15 protein-coding genes and 3 tRNA genes are annotated in these 18,045 nt (G+C 30.8%); 9 read left to right on the forward strand and 9 right to left on the reverse strand.

Going from position 1 to position 18,045, the window contains the following annotated elements; genetic code table 11:
- The first annotated feature begins 32 nt into the window (after nucleotides 1-32).
- From rpiB to ychF, 6 genes are read left to right on the forward strand one after another with little or no spacing between them, the layout of a single operon-like run.
- Nucleotides 33-470: a ribose 5-phosphate isomerase B gene (rpiB, locus tag AJ882_RS00900; protein ID WP_002853308.1), complete on the forward strand. Its 438-nt coding sequence runs from the start codon at nucleotides 33-35 to the stop codon at nucleotides 468-470.
- Entirely contained in the window at nucleotides 470-802 is a 333-nt protein-coding gene (locus tag AJ882_RS00905) for a membrane protein (protein WP_002853247.1), read from the forward strand. Before rpiB ends, AJ882_RS00905 begins: the two co-directional genes overlap by 1 nt.
- Nucleotides 799-1,347, forward strand: coding sequence for an adenine phosphoribosyltransferase (gene apt / locus AJ882_RS00910; protein WP_002865899.1), 549 nt, complete (start codon nucleotides 799-801; stop codon nucleotides 1,345-1,347). The genes AJ882_RS00905 and apt overlap by 4 nt, the downstream gene beginning before the upstream one ends.
- An 18-nt stretch (nucleotides 1,348-1,365) precedes the next feature.
- A complete protein-coding gene (locus AJ882_RS00915; protein WP_002853249.1) occupies nucleotides 1,366-1,962 on the forward strand; it encodes a DedA family protein in 597 nt (198 codons plus the stop codon).
- Entirely contained in the window at nucleotides 1,959-3,410 is a 1,452-nt protein-coding gene (locus AJ882_RS00920) for a leucyl aminopeptidase (protein WP_002853317.1), read from the forward strand. Before AJ882_RS00915 ends, AJ882_RS00920 begins: the two co-directional genes overlap by 4 nt.
- Entirely contained in the window at nucleotides 3,407-4,510 is a 1,104-nt protein-coding gene (ychF, locus tag AJ882_RS00925; RefSeq protein ID WP_002853275.1) for a redox-regulated ATPase YchF, read from the forward strand. Before AJ882_RS00920 ends, ychF begins: the two co-directional genes overlap by 4 nt.
- A 21-nt stretch (nucleotides 4,511-4,531) precedes the next feature.
- On the opposite strand, the gene argH is transcribed toward ychF, so the two are convergent.
- Genes argH through AJ882_RS00950 form a run of 5 tightly spaced genes read right to left on the reverse strand, consistent with a single transcriptional unit; the run spans nucleotide 4,532 to nucleotide 12,029 of the window.
- A complete protein-coding gene (argH, locus tag AJ882_RS00930; RefSeq protein WP_002867447.1) occupies nucleotides 4,532-5,914 on the reverse strand; it encodes an argininosuccinate lyase in 1,383 nt (460 codons plus the stop codon).
- A 9-nt stretch (nucleotides 5,915-5,923) separates the two neighbouring features.
- On the reverse strand, nucleotides 5,924-7,498 hold the full coding sequence (gene pckA, locus AJ882_RS00935; protein WP_002867446.1) for a phosphoenolpyruvate carboxykinase (ATP): 1,575 nt from the start codon (nucleotides 7,496-7,498) through the stop codon (nucleotides 5,924-5,926).
- Nucleotides 7,499-7,510: 12 nt separating this feature from the next.
- Nucleotides 7,511-9,310, reverse strand: coding sequence for a biotin/lipoyl-containing protein (locus tag AJ882_RS00940; RefSeq protein WP_002867445.1), 1,800 nt, complete (start codon nucleotides 9,308-9,310; stop codon nucleotides 7,511-7,513).
- 31 nt (nucleotides 9,311-9,341) lie between these two features.
- A complete protein-coding gene (locus tag AJ882_RS00945; RefSeq protein WP_011049815.1) occupies nucleotides 9,342-10,682 on the reverse strand; it encodes a sodium-dependent transporter in 1,341 nt (446 codons plus the stop codon).
- A gap of 12 nt (nucleotides 10,683-10,694) precedes the next feature.
- Nucleotides 10,695-12,029, reverse strand: a complete 1,335-nt coding sequence (locus tag AJ882_RS00950; RefSeq protein WP_002858451.1) for a sodium-dependent transporter — start codon at nucleotides 12,027-12,029, stop codon at nucleotides 10,695-10,697.
- A 232-nt stretch (nucleotides 12,030-12,261) separates the two neighbouring features.
- Here AJ882_RS00950 and AJ882_RS00955 point away from each other — a divergent pair, with 232 nt between their 5' ends.
- From AJ882_RS00955 to AJ882_RS00965, 3 genes are all read left to right on the forward strand, one after another.
- Nucleotides 12,262-12,600, forward strand: coding sequence for a F0F1 ATP synthase subunit C (locus AJ882_RS00955; protein ID WP_002860554.1), 339 nt, complete (start codon nucleotides 12,262-12,264; stop codon nucleotides 12,598-12,600).
- 35 nt (nucleotides 12,601-12,635) lie between these two features.
- A tRNA-Leu gene (locus tag AJ882_RS00960) sits at nucleotides 12,636-12,721 on the forward strand.
- Nucleotides 12,722-12,917: 196 nt separating this feature from the next.
- A complete protein-coding gene (locus tag AJ882_RS00965) occupies nucleotides 12,918-13,829 on the forward strand; it encodes an AEC family transporter (protein ID WP_002860555.1) in 912 nt (303 codons plus the stop codon).
- Between the two features lie 7 nt (nucleotides 13,830-13,836).
- Here AJ882_RS00965 and AJ882_RS00970 read toward each other — a convergent pair whose 3' ends face one another.
- The 4 genes from AJ882_RS00970 to AJ882_RS00985 all read right to left on the reverse strand — a co-directional run bounded on the left by AJ882_RS00970 (nucleotide 13,837) and on the right by AJ882_RS00985 (nucleotide 18,044).
- Nucleotides 13,837-17,349, reverse strand: coding sequence for an acyl-[ACP]--phospholipid O-acyltransferase (locus tag AJ882_RS00970; RefSeq protein ID WP_011049816.1), 3,513 nt, complete (start codon nucleotides 17,347-17,349; stop codon nucleotides 13,837-13,839).
- A 44-nt stretch (nucleotides 17,350-17,393) separates the two neighbouring features.
- Entirely contained in the window at nucleotides 17,394-17,774 is a 381-nt protein-coding gene (locus tag AJ882_RS00975) for a hypothetical protein (RefSeq protein ID WP_002853267.1), read from the reverse strand.
- A gap of 66 nt (nucleotides 17,775-17,840) precedes the next feature.
- Nucleotides 17,841-17,917 (reverse strand) — tRNA-Asp (locus AJ882_RS00980).
- Nucleotides 17,918-17,968: 51 nt separating this feature from the next.
- Nucleotides 17,969-18,044, reverse strand: a tRNA-Val gene (locus AJ882_RS00985).
- Nucleotide 18,045: the final 1 nt, after the last annotated feature.

Raw genomic sequence — 18,045 nt, forward strand, 5'->3', positions numbered from 1 at the left:
TTATCTTATTTTATATAGTAATTAGGAAACCAATGCTTAGGGAAAAAATTTATATTGCTAGTGATCATGCTGGTTTTGAATTAAAAGAAAAAATTTGCGTATTTTTAAAAGAAAAAAATATAATTTTTAACGATTTAGGAACAAACACTTGCGCAAGCTGCGATTATCCTGATTATGCGCATTTACTTGCCGAAAAAATAAACAAACGGAGCTTTGGCATTCTTATTTGTGGAAGTGGAATTGGAATTTCTATTGCAGCAAATCGTCATAAAAACATTCGTTGTGCATTATGCCACGAAAGCTTAAGTGCAGAACTTGCAAGAAGGCATAATGATGCCAATGTTTTGGCATTAGGCGGAAGATTAATTGGGGTTGAATTAGCTATAGATATTATAGAAAAATTCATTCAAACTCCTTTTGAAGAAGGGAGACATATGCAAAGAATTCAAAAAATTGAGGTAAAAATATAATGTTTACAAACTGGCTTGTTTTAACTATATTGATTTGTGCAACTATCTATCTTATTGTAATGTTGTTTTACTATAAAACTCTACTTAATAAAGAAAAAACATCAAAAGATTTTATCAAAAACAATCTTGATGATACTGAGATTGTCATTAGAAAACTACAAATTCAACTTCAAAGAAGTCTTGGAAATATAGATATACTCACAGAAGAACTTAATAAAATCAAAGCAGACCTTACATCTTTAAGAACCAGAAATTCTCAATATCGCTTGGAAAATGACAAACTAAGACAAAGAATTAAAGAATTAGAAGCAAAAATTGAGGCATTATTATGATAAAACTAACACAAGAAGAACAAAAATACCTGCTTGATAGCATTAGGATTATTCCTGATTTTCCAAAAAAAGGAATTATTTTTAGAGATATTACCACTCTACTAAATAACAAAGAGGCTTTAAATTTTCTACTTAAACATTTAAAAGAACGCTACAAAGATTACAATCTAGACTTCATAGCAGGAACAGAAAGCAGAGGATTTATCTTTGCATCTATGATTTGTGCAAAACTTAATCTTCCTTTTGTGCCTATTAGAAAACCTGGAAAACTCCCTTTTGAAACCTTTAGCTGCGAATACGATCTTGAATATGGCAGCGATAAAGTAGAACTTCATAAAGATGCATTTAAAAATATTCAAAATGCAAGAGTTTTACTTGTAGATGATTTAATAGCAACTGGCGGAACAGCTATAGCTTCATATGAACTCATTCAAAAAGCTGGAGCAAAATGTGTTGAAGCTTGTTTTTTAATGAATCTTAAAGATTTAAATGGAGCAAATAAACTTGAAAAACTTACTTCAGTTTATAGTGTTTTAGAAATTTAAAACTATAGAAAGGTACAAATGGAAGAATTTTTAAAAAATTTACTTTACCAATACAAAGATCTAGCTTATATTATTATTTTTTTATGGTGCATTTTAGAAGGAGAGTTAGCTTTAATTTTAGCTGGTATTTTTGCCCATCAAGGACATGTAAATTTAGGCTTTGTTATATTTATAGCAGGTCTTGGCGGTTTTGTAGGCGATCAAATTTACTTCTATATAGGAAGATATAATAAATGCTACATACAAAAAAAATTAAAAACTCAAAGGCGTAAATTTGCAGTAGCACACCTACTTTTACAACGTTTTGGTTGGCCTATTATTTTTATACAACGCTATATGTATGGCTTTAGAACCATTATACCTATGAGTATAGGAATCACGCGTTATAGTGCAAAAAAATTTGCTATTATCAATCTTTTTAGTGCTTGGGTTTGGGCATCAATCACTATACTTTTAGCTTGGTATTTTGGAGAACAAATTTGGAAGATGGTGACTTGGGCTGAAGAACATTGGTATTATGCAGCCATTATTATTATAGCTTTTTTATCCCTTTTATTATTTGGTTTTAAACAAATGGAAAAAGCTATACTTAAAGATAAAAGGAAAAAATCATGAAATTTGAATTAAACGATAAAAAACTAGATGCTATAAAAGCAGACTTTGAACTTGTTTTTATACAGGATAAAAATTTAAAAATTTTTAACAAAGAAAAAGATTTTTTTAAACTTAATAATTACAAAGGCGAAGGTGCATTATTAGACTTAAACAATAAAAAGCTTTATTTAGAGCTTAAAAGTCTTGCTTATGAGGATATAAGATTAAGTCTTTGCACAGCATATAAAACTCTTGAGAAACTTAATATTAAAAGCGTAAAACTTCCTAGCATAATAGGAGATTGTGTAGTTAGAAGTTTTGCATCTTTAGTTGAAGGCGTACTTTTTGGAGCTTATAAATTTGACAAATATAAAAGCGAGAAAAAAACAAGTACTTTGGAAAAATTTATTATTTCAAACGAAGAATTAAATGGTAAGAAATTTAATAAAGATGAAGCTAAGATAGGTTTAGAGCGTGGAGAAATTTTAGCCAATGCTACAAATTTTACTAAAAATATAGTCAATGAAATTCCTGAAATTTACACCCCTTTAAAAATGGCAGAAGATGCGCAAAATTTAGCTAAAGAAAATAAAAACATTATTTGTAAAATTTATGATGAAAAATTTTTAGCCAAAGAAAAAATGAATGCCTTTTTAGCGGTAAATCATGCCTCGGTACACCCACCACGCCTCATTCATCTAAGCTATAAAGCCAAAAATGCAAAAAAACGTGTTGTATTTGTTGGAAAAGGCTTAACTTACGATAGCGGTGGATTAAGCTTAAAACCAGCTGATTTTATGCTTACAATGAAAGCTGATAAAAGCGGTGCAGCAGCAGCAATGGGAATCATAAAAGCCGTAGCTGAACTTGCTTTAGATTTAGAAGTGCATTGCATTTTGGGCGCAACTGAAAATATGATAGGCGGCAATGCTTATAAGCCTGATGATGTGTTAATCAGTCGTGAAGGTGTAAGCATAGAAGTAAGAAATACAGATGCAGAAGGACGCTTGGTTTTAGCTGATTGTCTTTCTTTTGCACAGGATTTAAAACCTGATTTACTTATCGATATGGCAACTCTTACTGGAGCTTGTGTTGTAGGACTTGGAGAATTTACAAGCGCTATTATGGGAAATAATGAGGAATTACAAAATGATTTTTATCTAAGCTCTAAAAAAAGCGGAGAATATACCACAATCTTACATTTCAACCCTCACTTAAGAGAACTTATAAAATCAAATATTGCCGATGTTAGTAATACTGCCTCTAGTCGCTACGGAGGTGCAATTACCGCAGGGTTATTTTTAGATAAATTTATTCGTAAAGAATATAAAGATAAATGGCTACATCTTGACATAGCAGGACCTGCTTATACAGAAAAATCTTGGGGATATTCTAGTTTTGGCGCAGGTGGAGCTGGAGTTAGAATGTGTGTTAATTATTTAATTCAAATTTTAAGGAAAGCTAAATGAGTTTAAGCGTAGGTATAGTAGGACTTCCAAATGTTGGCAAATCAACAACTTTTAATGCTTTAACTAAAGCACAAAATGCCCAAAGTGCAAACTATCCTTTCTGCACCATAGAGCCTAATAAAGCCATGGTTGAAGTTCCTGATTTAAGACTTAATGAACTTGCTAAAATAGTAAAACCTGAAAGAATTATGCATTCTTTAATAGAATTTGTAGATATCGCTGGACTTGTTAAAGGCGCAAGTAAAGGCGAAGGCTTGGGAAATAAATTTCTTTCAAATATACGTGAAACTGAGGTTATTTTGCATATAGTACGTTGTTTTGATGAAGAAAATATTACCCATGTTGAAGGTGGAGTTGATCCTTTACGTGATGTAGAAATTATCAATACAGAGCTTATTTTAGCAGATATTGAGCAACTGAGTAAAAAAATAGAAAAACTCACCAAAGAAGCCAAAGCCAATCAAAAGGGTGCCAAAGAAAGTCTCGAACTTGCAAATTCCTTACTTGATCATTTAAACAAAGGCTTAGCTGCAAGTTCTTATCCTGAAAAGGAAAGTGAAATTTATCAAGCCCTAATCAAGGAATTAAGACTGCTTTCTGCTAAAGAGGTGATTTATGGTGCAAATGTTGATGAAAATGGTATTAGTGAAGATAATGATTATGTAAAAGCTTTAAAAGAATATGCTAAAAAAAATGATCATGAAGTTATCAAGCTTTGTGCAAAAATCGAAGAAGAATTAGTAGGATTAAGCGATGAAGAAAGTCATGAATTTTTAAGTTCTCTAGGAGTTAACGAAAGCGGTCTTGATCAAATCATACGCACTGCTTTTGCTAAGCTTGGACTGATTAGCTATTTTACCGCTGGTGTAGTTGAAGTGCGTTCTTGGACAATCAAAAAAGGCTGGAAAGCACCAAAAGCAGCAAGCGTGATTCATAATGACTTTGAAAAAGGCTTTATAAAAGCTGAAGTTATTTCCTATGAAGACTATATCCAATACAAAGGCGAAAATGGCGCCAAAGAAGCAGGAAAGCTACGCCTTGAAGGAAAAGACTATATCGTTTTAGACGGCGATGTAATGCACTTTAGATTCAATGTTTAGGCAAAATAGCCTAAACAATATTTATAAATTTTGAATAAAACCTTCCAAAATTTGAATTTGCTTTTCTACGCTTGCAATAGAACTTGAGCCTTCACTTTGCTTAGAATTTAAAGAAAATTCAAAATTTAAAAGTTCCATAGCTTTTTCATCAAATACAGGATCTATTTTTGAAAGATCTTTAATTTCACTTATATCAATACCTTGTGCTTCAGCTTGTGCAACAACATTTCCCACTATAAAATGTGCTTTTCTAAAAGGAATATTTTTTTCACGCACCAAATAATCCGCCAAATCGGTAGCCAACAAATGACCTTTTTTACAAGCATTAAGCATATTTTCTTTGTTGATTTGTATTTCTTTTAACATTGCATTTAAGATGATTAAGCTATCTTTAGCGGTTTTTACACTATCAAAAATCCCTTCTTTATCTTCTTGTATATCTTTATTATAGGCTAAAGGTAAAGCTTTCATTATAGTTAAAAGAGAAATCAAATTTCCATAAACACGCCCTGTTTTTCCACGTATAAGCTCACAAACATCAGGATTTTTTTTCTGAGGCATAATAGAACTTCCTGTTGAAAAGCTATCACTTATAGTTATAAAAGAAAACTCCGAACTTGAAAATAAGATCATTTCTTCGCAAAGTCTTGATGTGTGTGTAAAAATAACTGCTATATCATAAAGCAAATCAAGAGCAAAATCCCTATCACTCACTCCATCCATAGCATTTAGCATAATATCTTTAAATCCTAAAATTTCAGCACTCAACTCACGATTGGTTCTATAGCTTGTTCCTGCACATGCACAAGATCCAAGTGGCGAAAAGTCTGCGAGTTCTAGGCTATGTTGCAAACGCTTAATATCTCGCATTAACATAAAAGCATAAGCTAAAATATAAAAAGAAAAACTCACAGGCTGAGCGTGCTGTAAATGTGTAAAACTTGGCATAATAGTTTTTTTATGCACTTTAGCATGTTCGAGCATGGTTTGAATCAATTCTTTTAAAAGCTTTATAAGTTCAATATGAGATTTTTTGACAAAAAGTTTAAAATCAGTAGCCACTTGATCATTTCTACTTCTTGCAGTATGAAGTCTTCCACCAATTTCACTACCTATAATCTCGCTTAAACGCTTTTCTACGGCCATATGAATATCTTCATCTTTAATATCAAAAATAAATTTACCTTGCTCTATTTCACTTCTAACCTGCTCTAAACCTTTTATAATAGCATCTAATTCTTCTTTTTTTAAAATACCACAACTTTCAAGCATTGTAGCGTGTGCTATAGAACCTTGTATATCTTCATTGAACAAAGTTTTATCTACATTTAAACTTGCATTAAATTCTTTTAAAAGCTCATCACTTGCATCACTAAAACGTCCTGACCACATTTCATTTTTCATTTAAATGCCTTAAATTTTTGGTCCAAATTTGCTAAATTCAATGCCTTCTTTGACATCTTCATAACGTTTAAAATTTTGTATAAACATATGTGCTAATTTATCTCTTGTTGCAATATAAGCATTTTTATCTAACCAAGTATTTATAGGATTTAAAAGTACACTTTCTACACCTTCTAAAGCTTTTGGAATAGCTAAATCAAACACTTCAAAATTTTCAAATTCGCATTTTGTAATACTTCCATCTAGAATAGCATTAATGCAAGCCCTAGTAGCCTTAATGCTCATTCTTTTACCCACACTGTAGCTTCCGCCACTCCAACCCGTATTAACAAGATAAACATTAACTTCATGTTTTTCAATCTTTTCACCAAGCAATCTCGCATAAACCGTTGGATGTAAAGGCATAAAAGGTTCTCCAAAACAAGCTGAAAAAGTTGCTTGAGGCTCTGTTATACCGCGCTCAGTTCCAGCTACTTTTGCTGTATAGCCACTTAAAAAATAATACATAGCCTGCTCTTTGCTTAGTTTGCTCACCGGGGGTAAAATTCCAAAAGCATCTGCACTTAAAAATATAATATTTTTTGGATGCCCTGCTTTTAGACTAGGCTCATGATTTTCAATATGCTCTATAGGATAAGAAACTCTCGTGTTTTCTGTTTTTGAGGCATCAGCATAATCAACACTCTTATCAGCTCTTAAAACTACATTTTCTAAAAGTGCATTTCTTTTAATGGCTCCATAAATTTCAGGCTCATGTTCAGGATTAAGATTGATTGTTTTTGCATAGCAACCGCCCTCAAAATTAAACACACCTTCATCATCCCAGCCATGCTCATCATCACCTATGAGTCTTCTTTTTGGATCGGTTGAAAGCGTAGTTTTTCCTGTACCGCTAAGTCCAAAGAAAAGTGCCACATCGTCTTTTTCTCCGACATTTGCACTACAATGCATAGAAAGTTTATTTTCTAGTGGCAACCAATAATTCATCATAGAAAAAATACCTTTTTTCATTTCTCCACCATACCAAGTTCCACCAATAACCGCTATATTTTCTTCAACATTAAAGATCACAAAAACCTCTGAATTTAAACCATCTTGTTTGTAATCTTCATTGATGCATTTGCAAGCATTATAAACAATAAAATCTGCTTTAAAATTCTCAAGTTCCTCTTGACTTGGGCGAATAAACATATTTTTAACAAAATGTGCTTGCCATGCAATTTCAGTAACAAATCTTACTGCTTTGCGACTTTGCAAAGAAGCACCGCAAAAAACATCTTGAACATAAATTTTCTTTCCGCTTAATTCTTGCTTTGCTTTAGTTAAAAGTTTATCAAATAATTCTTTTGTAATAGGCTGATTTACCTTTCCCCAAGCTATATATTTACTAGATGGATCTTGTTTTACAAAATATTTATCTTTAGGACTTCTACCTGTAAAAATCCCTGTATCTACACAAAAAGTATCATTATCCGTGCTTAAACCTTCATTATTTGCTTTTTCATGAGCATTTAATTCATCATAACTTAAATTATGAAAAATTTCCTTTATATTATCCAAACCTAACTTATCAAATTTTTTCATTTTTCCCTCACTTTAATTCTTGTAAATAGCTAATACTTCGCCTTCATTAACAGTATCACCTATTTTAATACAAAGCTCTGAAATAATTCCATCTTTTGGGGCATTAACCTCAATCTCCATCTTCATTGCTTCTAAAACCATGATAGCTTGACCTGATTTTACTTCTTCGCCTTCGTTAACATAAATTTTAAAGACATTACCTGAAATACCTGCTAAAATTTCATTTTCAGCATCGACAGAACTTGTTGAATTTGAAGAAATAATATTTTTATTTTCTTCTACTTTTTTTACACTCTTAACATTAACATCTTTATCAAAACCATAACTCACTTCCACATGATATTTATTACCATTTACAGCTACAGTAAATTTGTTTTCATCTACACTCATAGGCTTTGGCATGCTAGCTAATTTGCGTATATTTACCTTTGCCTCTCCTTTTAAAAATGCTATACCTTTTTCTTTACAAGCTGCTGCAATAAATATATTTTCTTCACTCGTTTCTATACCCTCTTTTTCAAGCAAGGTTTTAGTATAAGCTATGCTTTTACTCTCATCTTTATCGGCTATATTAATAGCAAGCTCTGTAGTGGGTTCTAAATTAAGTTGTTTTGAAGCAAGTTCAACAATGTTTGCATCGGGTGTAACTGGAGTTTTTCCAAAATAACCAAGCACCATTTTTCCATAACCTTCTGCGATTTTTTTCCAAGGCCCAAACATAACATTATTAAATGCTTGTTGAAAATAAAATTGAGAAACTGGAGTAACCGAAGTACCAAATCCACCTTTTTCCACAACTTCTCTCATAGCATGAATGACCTGTGGAAATTTATCTAAAATATTATTATCCCTCATCATTTGTGTATTTGCTGTTAAAGCTCCTCCTGGCATAGGAGAAAAAGGAATAAGTGGATTTACCATAGTAGCTTCAGGTGGTAAAAAATACTCTTTTAAACAATCTTTTAAAACTTCTTCGTATCTTAAAATTTTTTCTTCTTCAAGTCCACCTAAATCATAATCTTTGCCTTTTAAAGCATGCATCATGGTTAAAATATCAGGCTGAGAAGTTCCACCACTTACAGGAGCTGCAGCCAAATCAATACCATCAACCCCTGCTTCAAGCGCTGCAAGATAGCAAGCTATACTCACCCCTGCAGTTTCATGCGTATGAAGTCTAATATGTGTATCTTGAGGTAAAATTTTTCTAGCCATTTTAATGGTTTTATAAATTTTATTTGGATTAGAAGTTCCACTTGCATCTTTGAAACAAATACTATGAAAAGGAATTTCTGCTGTTAAAATTTCTTTTAAAATTTTTTCATAAAAAGGCACATCATGAGCACCTTTGCAATTTGACGGTAAATCCATTAAAGTAATAGTAATTTCATGCTTTAACCCATGTTTTACTATACATTCACCACTAAATTTTAAATTATTTACATCATTAAGGGCATCAAAATTTCTTATCGTTGTAGTACCGTGTTTTGCAAAAAGTTTTGCATGCAAATCAATAAGTTCACTATTTCCAGTATCTAAAGTAACGGTATTGACTCCTCTTGCTAAAGTTTGAAGATTAGCATCTTTTCCTACAATAGCCCTAAATCTATCCATCATGGTAAAAGCATCTTCATTAAGATAAAAATACAAGCTTTGAAATCTAGCACCACCACCAAATTCAAAATGAGTAATACCCGCTTCTTTTGCTGCTTCTACTGCAGGAAAAAAATCATCCATTAAAACCCTAGCTCCATAAACAGACTGAAAACCGTCCCTAAAGCTTGTATCCATTACATCGATGAATTTTTTAGCCATTATTTTTCCTTAAAAAAATATTTTTTCATTATTATACAAAAATTTGATAACACATTACCAAAATTATTGCTATAGGCGATATAAAACGAATAAAAAACAACCAAATTAAGAAAATTTTTCGACTTATAAATTTAGAAAAAATTTTATAAATTTGTTTTTTATTCATAAAAAAACCTACAAATATAGAGCATACTATAGCACCAAGTGGAAGTAAAAAATTTGAAGTTAATTTATCTAATAAAGTAAAAAAATCTTTGCCAAAAAAACTAAACATAGAAAAAAAATTTAAATTTAATGACAAGATACAACAAATTCCAAAAACAAAAACAAATAAACCTATTAAAAATAGAGCTTTAACACGAGAAATTTGATAGTTATTAATCATATAAAAAGTTAAAGGCTCTATCATTGAAATAGCTGAAGTAATACCAGCAAAAAAAAGTGCTAAGAAAAAACAAAATGCAAAAATATAGCCTAAAGCTCCAAGTTGATTAAACAAACTCATCAAGGATACAAAAACAATTCCTGCTCCTTGAGTATGCGGATCGGCTCCAAATTCAAAGATAAAAGTAAAAACAATAAGTCCCATAATAAAAGAAATCAATAAATTAATCAAAACAATATACACTGAACTTTTTATAAAATTTGTTTTTTTATCCAAGGCCGATGAATATGTAACTATACAACCTATTCCCAAGCATAAGGTAAAAAATGCAAGCCCTAAAGCTTCGGCAATAGAGCTGAATTTAAAATGTGAAAAATCGGGATAAAATAAATAAGAAAAAGCATTTGCAAAACCTTGCTTAAATCCCATGCAATAAAACAACATAAAAACAAGCATTAAAAATAAGCTAGGCATTATAACAACGTTTAATTTTTCAATCCCTTTGATTAAACCTTTAGATACTATCAATAAAGTAAGAAAAAAAGATAAAGTGAAGAAAAAAACAGAACTTGTCAAATTTGTAGTAATTACATTCTGAAAATTACTTGCTGCTTCATCTAAAGTTTTAGGAAGATAATAAAGACTCACTACAGTATATTTTAAAACCCATCCCATGATAACTAGATAAAAAGAGAGGATAAAAATACCACCTAACATAAAAACGCCGCCATATCGCCATCTATTGCCATATTTTATGGCAAGATTTGAATAAGCATTTGCAAGATCACTTTTACTTAAACGTCCCATAGCCACTTCAGCCAAAAAAATACTAAATCCTATAGTTAAAGTAAAAAACAAATATAAAAGCACAAAAACAAAACCACCATTTTCTGCGCTTAAAGTTGGAAATTTCCAAGCATTACCTAAACCAACGGCTCCACCAGCAACAGCCAATACAAAACCGATTTTTGAAAAATATGTTCTCATTATTTTTCAAACTCACTTTAAAAAAGCGGCTATCATAACTATAACAACAGCCAAAGGGGAAATAAATCTCAAAAACACATACCAAAGTTCAAAAAATATACCCCTCATATAAGGTTTAAATAAAATTTTTAAAGCTTCTTTTTTCATCACAAATCCCACAAAAATAGCTGCCAAAATTCCACCTAAAGGCATAATAACCTTGCTTGAAACACTATCAAGCAAATCAAAAAAACTCATTCCAAAAAATCCAAACTGAGTACTTTTTAAAGAAGATAAAATACACAACATTCCTAAAATATAAACAACAATTCCTATTAAAATCAAAGCTTTTTTACGGCTCATACCAAAAGTATTAATAAGGTAAAAAGTGAAAGGCTCTATCATTGAAACAGCTGAAGTAATACCAGCAAAGATTAAAGAAATAAAAAACGCTGCTCCAAAAATACAACCAATCACTCCAATTTTTTCAAATAAAGTAGCTAAGGAAATAAAAACAAGTCCTGGTCCTTGCTGATTAGGATTGTAACCAAATTCAAAGATAAAAGTAAAAACAACCAAACCCATTAATAAACCAACTAAAAGATTGATAAAAATAATATTTAAAGTACTGGTAATAAAATTAGTTTTATCAGGCAGACTAGCAGAATAAGTAATAATCGTTCCAACGCCCAAAGAAAGACTAAAAAAAGCAAGTCCTAAGGCTTCAAGAACGTTTGAAGTGTTGATTTTGGAAAAATCAGGTACAAAAAGAAATTTAACCGCCATTATAAAACCATCTTTGCTAATAGCATAAACAAGCATCAAAATAAGTAAAATAAACAATGAAGGCATCATCCAAACATTTAACTTTTCAATCCCATTCTTAACACCTTTAGAAACAATATAAAAAACACATAAAAAAACCAAAGTAAAACAAATAAACTGACTTAAAAAATCCTCACTTATAAAAAATCCAAACTGTGCTTTACTTACTTCTAGATCCATAGGCAAATTTCCAGTGATACTTAAAAACACATATTTAACTATCCAGCCAATCACCAAGGTATAAAAAGAAACTATTAAAATCGCCCCCACCATAGTAAAACCAACATAAGACCAAGCTTTTTTATTTGAAGGTGCTAACTTTTCATAGGCATTAACCGGATCTTTTTCACTAATTTTTCCTATGCTAAGCTCAGCTAAAAATATCACAAAACCTACACCTAAAGTAAGAATTATATAAAGCAAGATAAAAGCAGATCCACCACTTTGACCTACTAGTGTTGGAAATTTCCAAGCATTACCCAAGCCCACCGCTGAACCTGCTACCGCTAAAATGAAACCTATTTTTGAAAATTTAGAACTCAATGTTGCAACCTTAACTTAAAAATTATTTTAAAATATTATTAAAGCAAAAAAACTTTTAAGCTTTATTGAAAACAATCAAATTTAAATCAAAAATGTGAATTTTTGTAAATTTCAATAAAAATAAAGATACCTTTGGTTATAATTCGGCTTTATTTTTAAGTCTTAAGTAGGGATACGCAAGCCGAACTGATTTAAAAATTGAAAAAAATTTTTTTATAGAAAGGTTAAGATAATGAAAAAAGTTCTTTTTTTATTATTAGCATGTGCAGCAGTAGCTTTTGCAGCTGAAATTAATGCTCCAGTAGAGCAAGAAGCTATTAATGTATGGATTAAAGCATTTTCAGTTCTTGCAGCAGGCCTAGGTCTTGGTGTTGCAGCACTTGGTGGTGCTATCGGTATGGGTAATACTGCAGCGGCAACAATTGCAGGAACAGCTAGAAACCCTGGTCTTGGGCCAAAATTAATGACAACTATGTTTATCGCTTTAGCGATGATCGAAGCACAAGTTATCTATGCTCTTGTTATCGCGCTAATAGCACTTTACGCAAATCCTTTTATAGTTTTACAATAAAACTTATTAAAGCCCTTTTTTGGGCTTTTTTCTATGCGGTTATGGTGGAATTGGTAGACACGCCATCTTGAGGGGGTGGTGCGCTCCGCGTGTGCGAGTTCAAATCTCGCTAACCGCACCATTATTTAAAATTATAATCATTCAACTTAAAATACTAACTATTCAAAATCAAATTTCAACTTACAATTTCTTAAAGTTACAAAAAATAAAAAATATTGGTTTTTTTAAAAAACTTAAAAAATATTAAGATTTTTTTTAAGTATAAAGAATATAATTCTATCCGTTTTCAAAAACCATCCCTTAAAAAGGATTACTCAATGTTTGTTTTTATACCATTATTTACAATTTTTATTTTACTTGCAGGCGGATATTTTGCCAAAAGAATTGGCGTTTTGAAGCAAAAACAAGCTAGGACTTTTTTAGATTTTGCTATTATTTTTGCTTTACCTTGTTTGATTTTCGATAAAGCATATCATTTAAATTTTGATTTTTCATTGATTATTTTTATTTTTATTGGATTGTTTAGCTGTATACTAGCAGCTTTTTTTGCTATTCTTATTGGAAAAGTTTTTCATTTTTCTAAAGTAACTTTAGTCAGTATGTTTTTGCTTTCTTGTTTTGGAAATACTATATTTGTGGGTATGCCTATTGTTGCTGGTATATTTAATGACCCACAATTTAGCGCTGAAGTTATATTTTACGATGCTTTAGCCACAACTTTACCTATATCACTTTTTGGACCTTTTATACTTTCTTTGGGAAATGGAGAAAAAGTCAGTTTGCTTGCTAATGTTAAAAAAATTCTTAGTTTTCCACCTTTTTTAGCTTTGCTTTTTGGTTTTTTGTGTAAATTGATTACTTTACCTGAATTTATTTTCTCTCCTATTCGTTTATTTGGTGCCTCTGCAACCCCTGTTGCACTTTTTGCTATAGGTTTAGGACTTGGCTTTATGGCGATTAAAACCTCTTACAAACCTACAATAGTTGTCATCTTCACTAAAATGATTTTAGCTCCTTTATTTTTTGTATTTTGTTTAAAAATATTTAATTTGGAATTAAAAGATTCTACCATCGTTGCTATTATAGAAAGTGCAGCTCCTACTATGACTTTAGCAGGAGCTATGGTAATGAAAGCTAAACTAGATAGTAATTTAGCCGTAAGTGCTGTAGCCTTTGGAGTTCTTTTTGCTTTTGTTTCTATGCCAATTTTAATTTGGACTTTGTTATAAGCTCAAATTATATGGCTAAATTTTTAGCTAATTCTTTAACTTTTTTAAGATCAACTTTTCCTGAACCTAGGAGGGGAATTTTTTCTATTTGAAAATAATATCTAGGTTTAAAAAGTGTAGGTATATTAGAATTTTTTATAGCCTCACATACTCCTTCAAAAATTTCATTATTGCATTCTATGAGTAAAACAATTTGTTCCCCTTTTTTCTCATCTTCTAAAGATGTGGCACAAAATTTAACCACTTCAGTGTCTATAAATTTGGCAATTTCTTCTTCTATTGCACCCAAAGAAATCATCTCTCCGCCAATTTTTGCAAAGCGAGAATAACGATCGACAATATATAAAAAACCATCTTCATCCAAATGTCCCTTATCTCCCGTGTTGTACCATCTTATGCCATCAATTTCTTTAACCACTTCATCGGTTTTTTCTTTGTCATTAAGATAGCCTACCATAACTTGATGACCGCCTATAAGTATGAGTCCATCTTCATTTGTTTTTAAATTTTCATAATTATTTGGATTAACAATACGTACCGCAGTTCCAGGTAGAGGCATTCCTACGCTTCCTTCTTTATTGGCACGATGTATAAGCCAATAATCCACATCAAAATGATTTGGTAAATTTACACTCGCCACAGGCGTGGTTTCCGTAGCCCCGTAACCTTCAAAAATACTTTTTTTAAACTTCATTTCAAAAGTAGTTCTTACTTCATTTTTTAGTTTTTCAGCGCCCGATACAACTATTCTTAAACTTTCAAACATTAAAGCATCAAGCTTTTTATTTCTTGCATAAATTCCTAAAAAGGTTGAAGTTCCACACATAATAGTGACATTATTTTTAGCAACAGCTTTGGCAACCCCTAAGGCATCGGTTGGATCTGAAAAAGTGATGCTTTTAATACCTTCAAGCAAAGGCAAAAATGTAGTTACGGTAAGTCCAAAAGCATGAAAAGGTGGTAAAGATGAGAGAATGACATCATTATTTCTTGTGCAAAGCACATCAGAAATTTGTGCTATATTGCTTAAAATATTACGGTTATTGAGCATAACACCTTTTGGAGAACCTTCACTTCCACTACTAAATAAAATAGCTGCGATGGCAAGATTGTTTTTTGAAGGAGTGAAGATGCTTTTGAGTATAAAACTAGGTATAATACTAACTGCTAGCATCATGCTAAAAATTTTAGTTTTTTGCATTTTAAAATCTTCTACAATATTTTCAAAATAAATTAAATGTATATTTGTATCGAAATTTAGGTTTATACCTTTATTTGCTAATTTTTCTAAAAAAGTTTTAGAAGTATAAATTTGTGAAATTTGCGCATTTTTTATAGCTGCTTTTAGAGCTTTTTCTCCAGCAGTGAAATTAAGATTTACTGCAATTTTTTCTGCGATTAAAACAGATAGATTGGTTAAAGAACTTGCAAAAGAAGCAGGTAGTAAAATTCCTATAGCTTCCTCTTTAGGAGCGTAACTTCCACGCTGAGGGTTAATGTTTAATTCTTTGGATTTTCTTTTAATAAAAAAATTAAGAAATAAACTAAGAGTCAACATTTTTCTATAAGAAATATCTCCAGCTAGTGTATCGATAATAGCTATTTGATTTAGATTTTTTTTAGCTGTATCTATCCAAGCTCTTGCTATAGTATGCATAGCTTCGCATTGTGATTTCCAAGCCATAAAAGAAAGTTCAAAAACTTTAGCTTTAACTTCATCTTTTTTAGAATGCAAAGGCATAGCTTTACCAAAAGCTATAGCAATTTTTCTTTTATTTAAAGTGCGGTTTCTTGCTGAAAATTCTTCATCACTTCTTGAAAAAGCGCTACCCCAAAGCCCTCTTATATAAAAAGGAATAATTTTTCCATCATCTTCACTTAAACATTCACAAGCTAATTCAAATCCTGCTTTAAATTCATTTAATTGCCCATGTCGCGAAAGTGTACCTTCAGGAAATAAGCAAACTAAATTACCTTCTTTAATATGCTTTGCTATCAGTTCTAAACTCGTCTTACTTCCTGTACTTGATACAGGAATAATACCAAATTTATCAAGAAAAATTTTAATATACCATTTAGAATAAATACTTCTTTCCATAACAAAATAAATTTTTCTTGGAATTGCCATTTGTACAACAGCCCAATCAATAAAAGAAATATGATTACCCAAAAGTAAAGCTCCACCTTTTTCTGGTATATTTTCAAAACCTTCCACAAGTAAACGGTATCGTTGTAAAAAAGCTATGCTTAAAAGTATACGCACTAAAGAAAAGGGGAGTTTTAAAAGTATGTAAAAACTTCCTATAAAGGTTACCAAAGCAATAAAATAAAACAAATAAATCACATTGATTTCAAATTTTGCAAATAAAGTTGCTAAGAGTAAAAATCCTAACATGGCAATATTTTGAAAAAAATTATTTCCTGCAAGAATTTGTCCTAATTCATTTTCTTTAGCATGAAATTGGATTAAAGTATTTAAAGGAATGATAAAAAGGGCTCCGCAAAATCCAAAAAAGAAAAATAAAAAACTATAACTTAATAAACTTATAAAATAAGGCATTAAAAAAGCCATTAAAAACATACCCAATGCACCAAGTGGAATAAATCCAAGTTCTATATAATTTTTTGAAAATTTACCAGCTACTAAAGAGCCTAAAATCACTCCTATACCAGAAAAAGCGAGTGAAATTTGCACATAAAAAGTATTTTCTATGAAAAGTTCATTTTTAGCAAAGACAGGAAAGCTGACAAGATAAAGTTGAGATATAGCCCAAAAAAATGAAATTCCAATTATACAAAGCCAAATAGTTTTATTTTTAAAAACAAGCTTAAGATTATTTATTAGAAGTTTTCCACGGATATAATCTTTTTTATTAAAAACTAAATCTTTATTTGTTTGTTTGAGCTTAGGTAAACGCCACGCAAAAAATACTTCGATACAAGAAAATAAAATTAGCACAATTCCTAAAGGCGCTACTTCTTTTAAAATTTCATCTGTTTGATTATACATAGAACTATAAAGACTTTCAAAGCTTAAAGAAAATAAAGCCATTCCCGCTAAGATTGCCACAATGCTTACCGCATTAATTACACCATTACCCATAGCAAGAAAGTCTTTTCCCACGAGTTCTTTAATAAAACCGTATTTACTTGGTGAATAAATCGCTGCTTGTGCTCCCATTATAAAAGTAAAAATAAAAGCCATCCAAAAAGCACCGCTATAGTAACAAATGCAAATTATTAAAGTGAGTATAACATTGAAAATTGCTGAAATTTTCATTACAATATTTTTTGGATATTTATCCGCTAAAAAACCCGAAGGAGAAAGCATAAGAATAAAAGGAAGTAAAATCAAAGCATTAACTATAGCATTTAAAAATAACTGCTCACTTCCTTCATAGGCCTTATAAATAGTATTTTGAATAATAATTTTATGTCCCAAATCCACAAAAGCATTGATGAATGCTATAAGTAAAAAAGGAATTAATCCGTAAATTTTCAAAAAAGATTTTTTTTGCATTATTTAAACCTCGTCAATTAGCACTTATTTTACAAAAGAATTTATCAGTTTTTAGGAAAATTATCTATATTATCTTTTAAAATAATTCCATCGATTTTTAATTTATAAAATTTTTTAAAATTCTCTAATTTATCAACAATCATTAAAACCCTACTATCAAAAACATAAAATTCTGCAACCTTGCTAGCAAATTTTGCAAGTTTTTTATCATTACAAAGCAAAAACTTAGCTCCTAAAGCATTGGCTAAAAATATCTCGTCTTTATTTTGAACTAAAATAGCAAATTCAAAATCATTTTGACTTAAATAAGAAATCAATTTTTCATCATAAACAATACAATAAACTTTATTATCTTTAACTTCTTCAACACTTTCAATAAAAGAAAAATCTAAATTTTTTAATAATTTATGTCCAATAATAAGCATTTTTTTCCTTAGCTCTATTTTTTATTATTTTGCAAATTATACTTATAAAATTGTTACCAAGCAAGATGGCGCAGCGGACGGGGCTCGAACCCGCGACCTCCGCCGTGACAGGGCGGCATTCTAACCAGCTGAACTACCGCTGCATCCAAAGTAAAGAAGTAGAGATTATAAAACCTATTTATGATTTTATAAAATGGTGGTCACTATAAGACTCGAACTTATGACATCCACCTTGTAAGGGTGGCGCTCTACCAACTGAGCTAAGCGACCT

Origin of the sequence: Campylobacter sp. BCW_6461, from assembly GCF_001762735.1 — a bacterium.
Classification (GTDB): Bacteria; Campylobacterota; Campylobacteria; order Campylobacterales; family Campylobacteraceae; genus Campylobacter_D; species Campylobacter_D jejuni.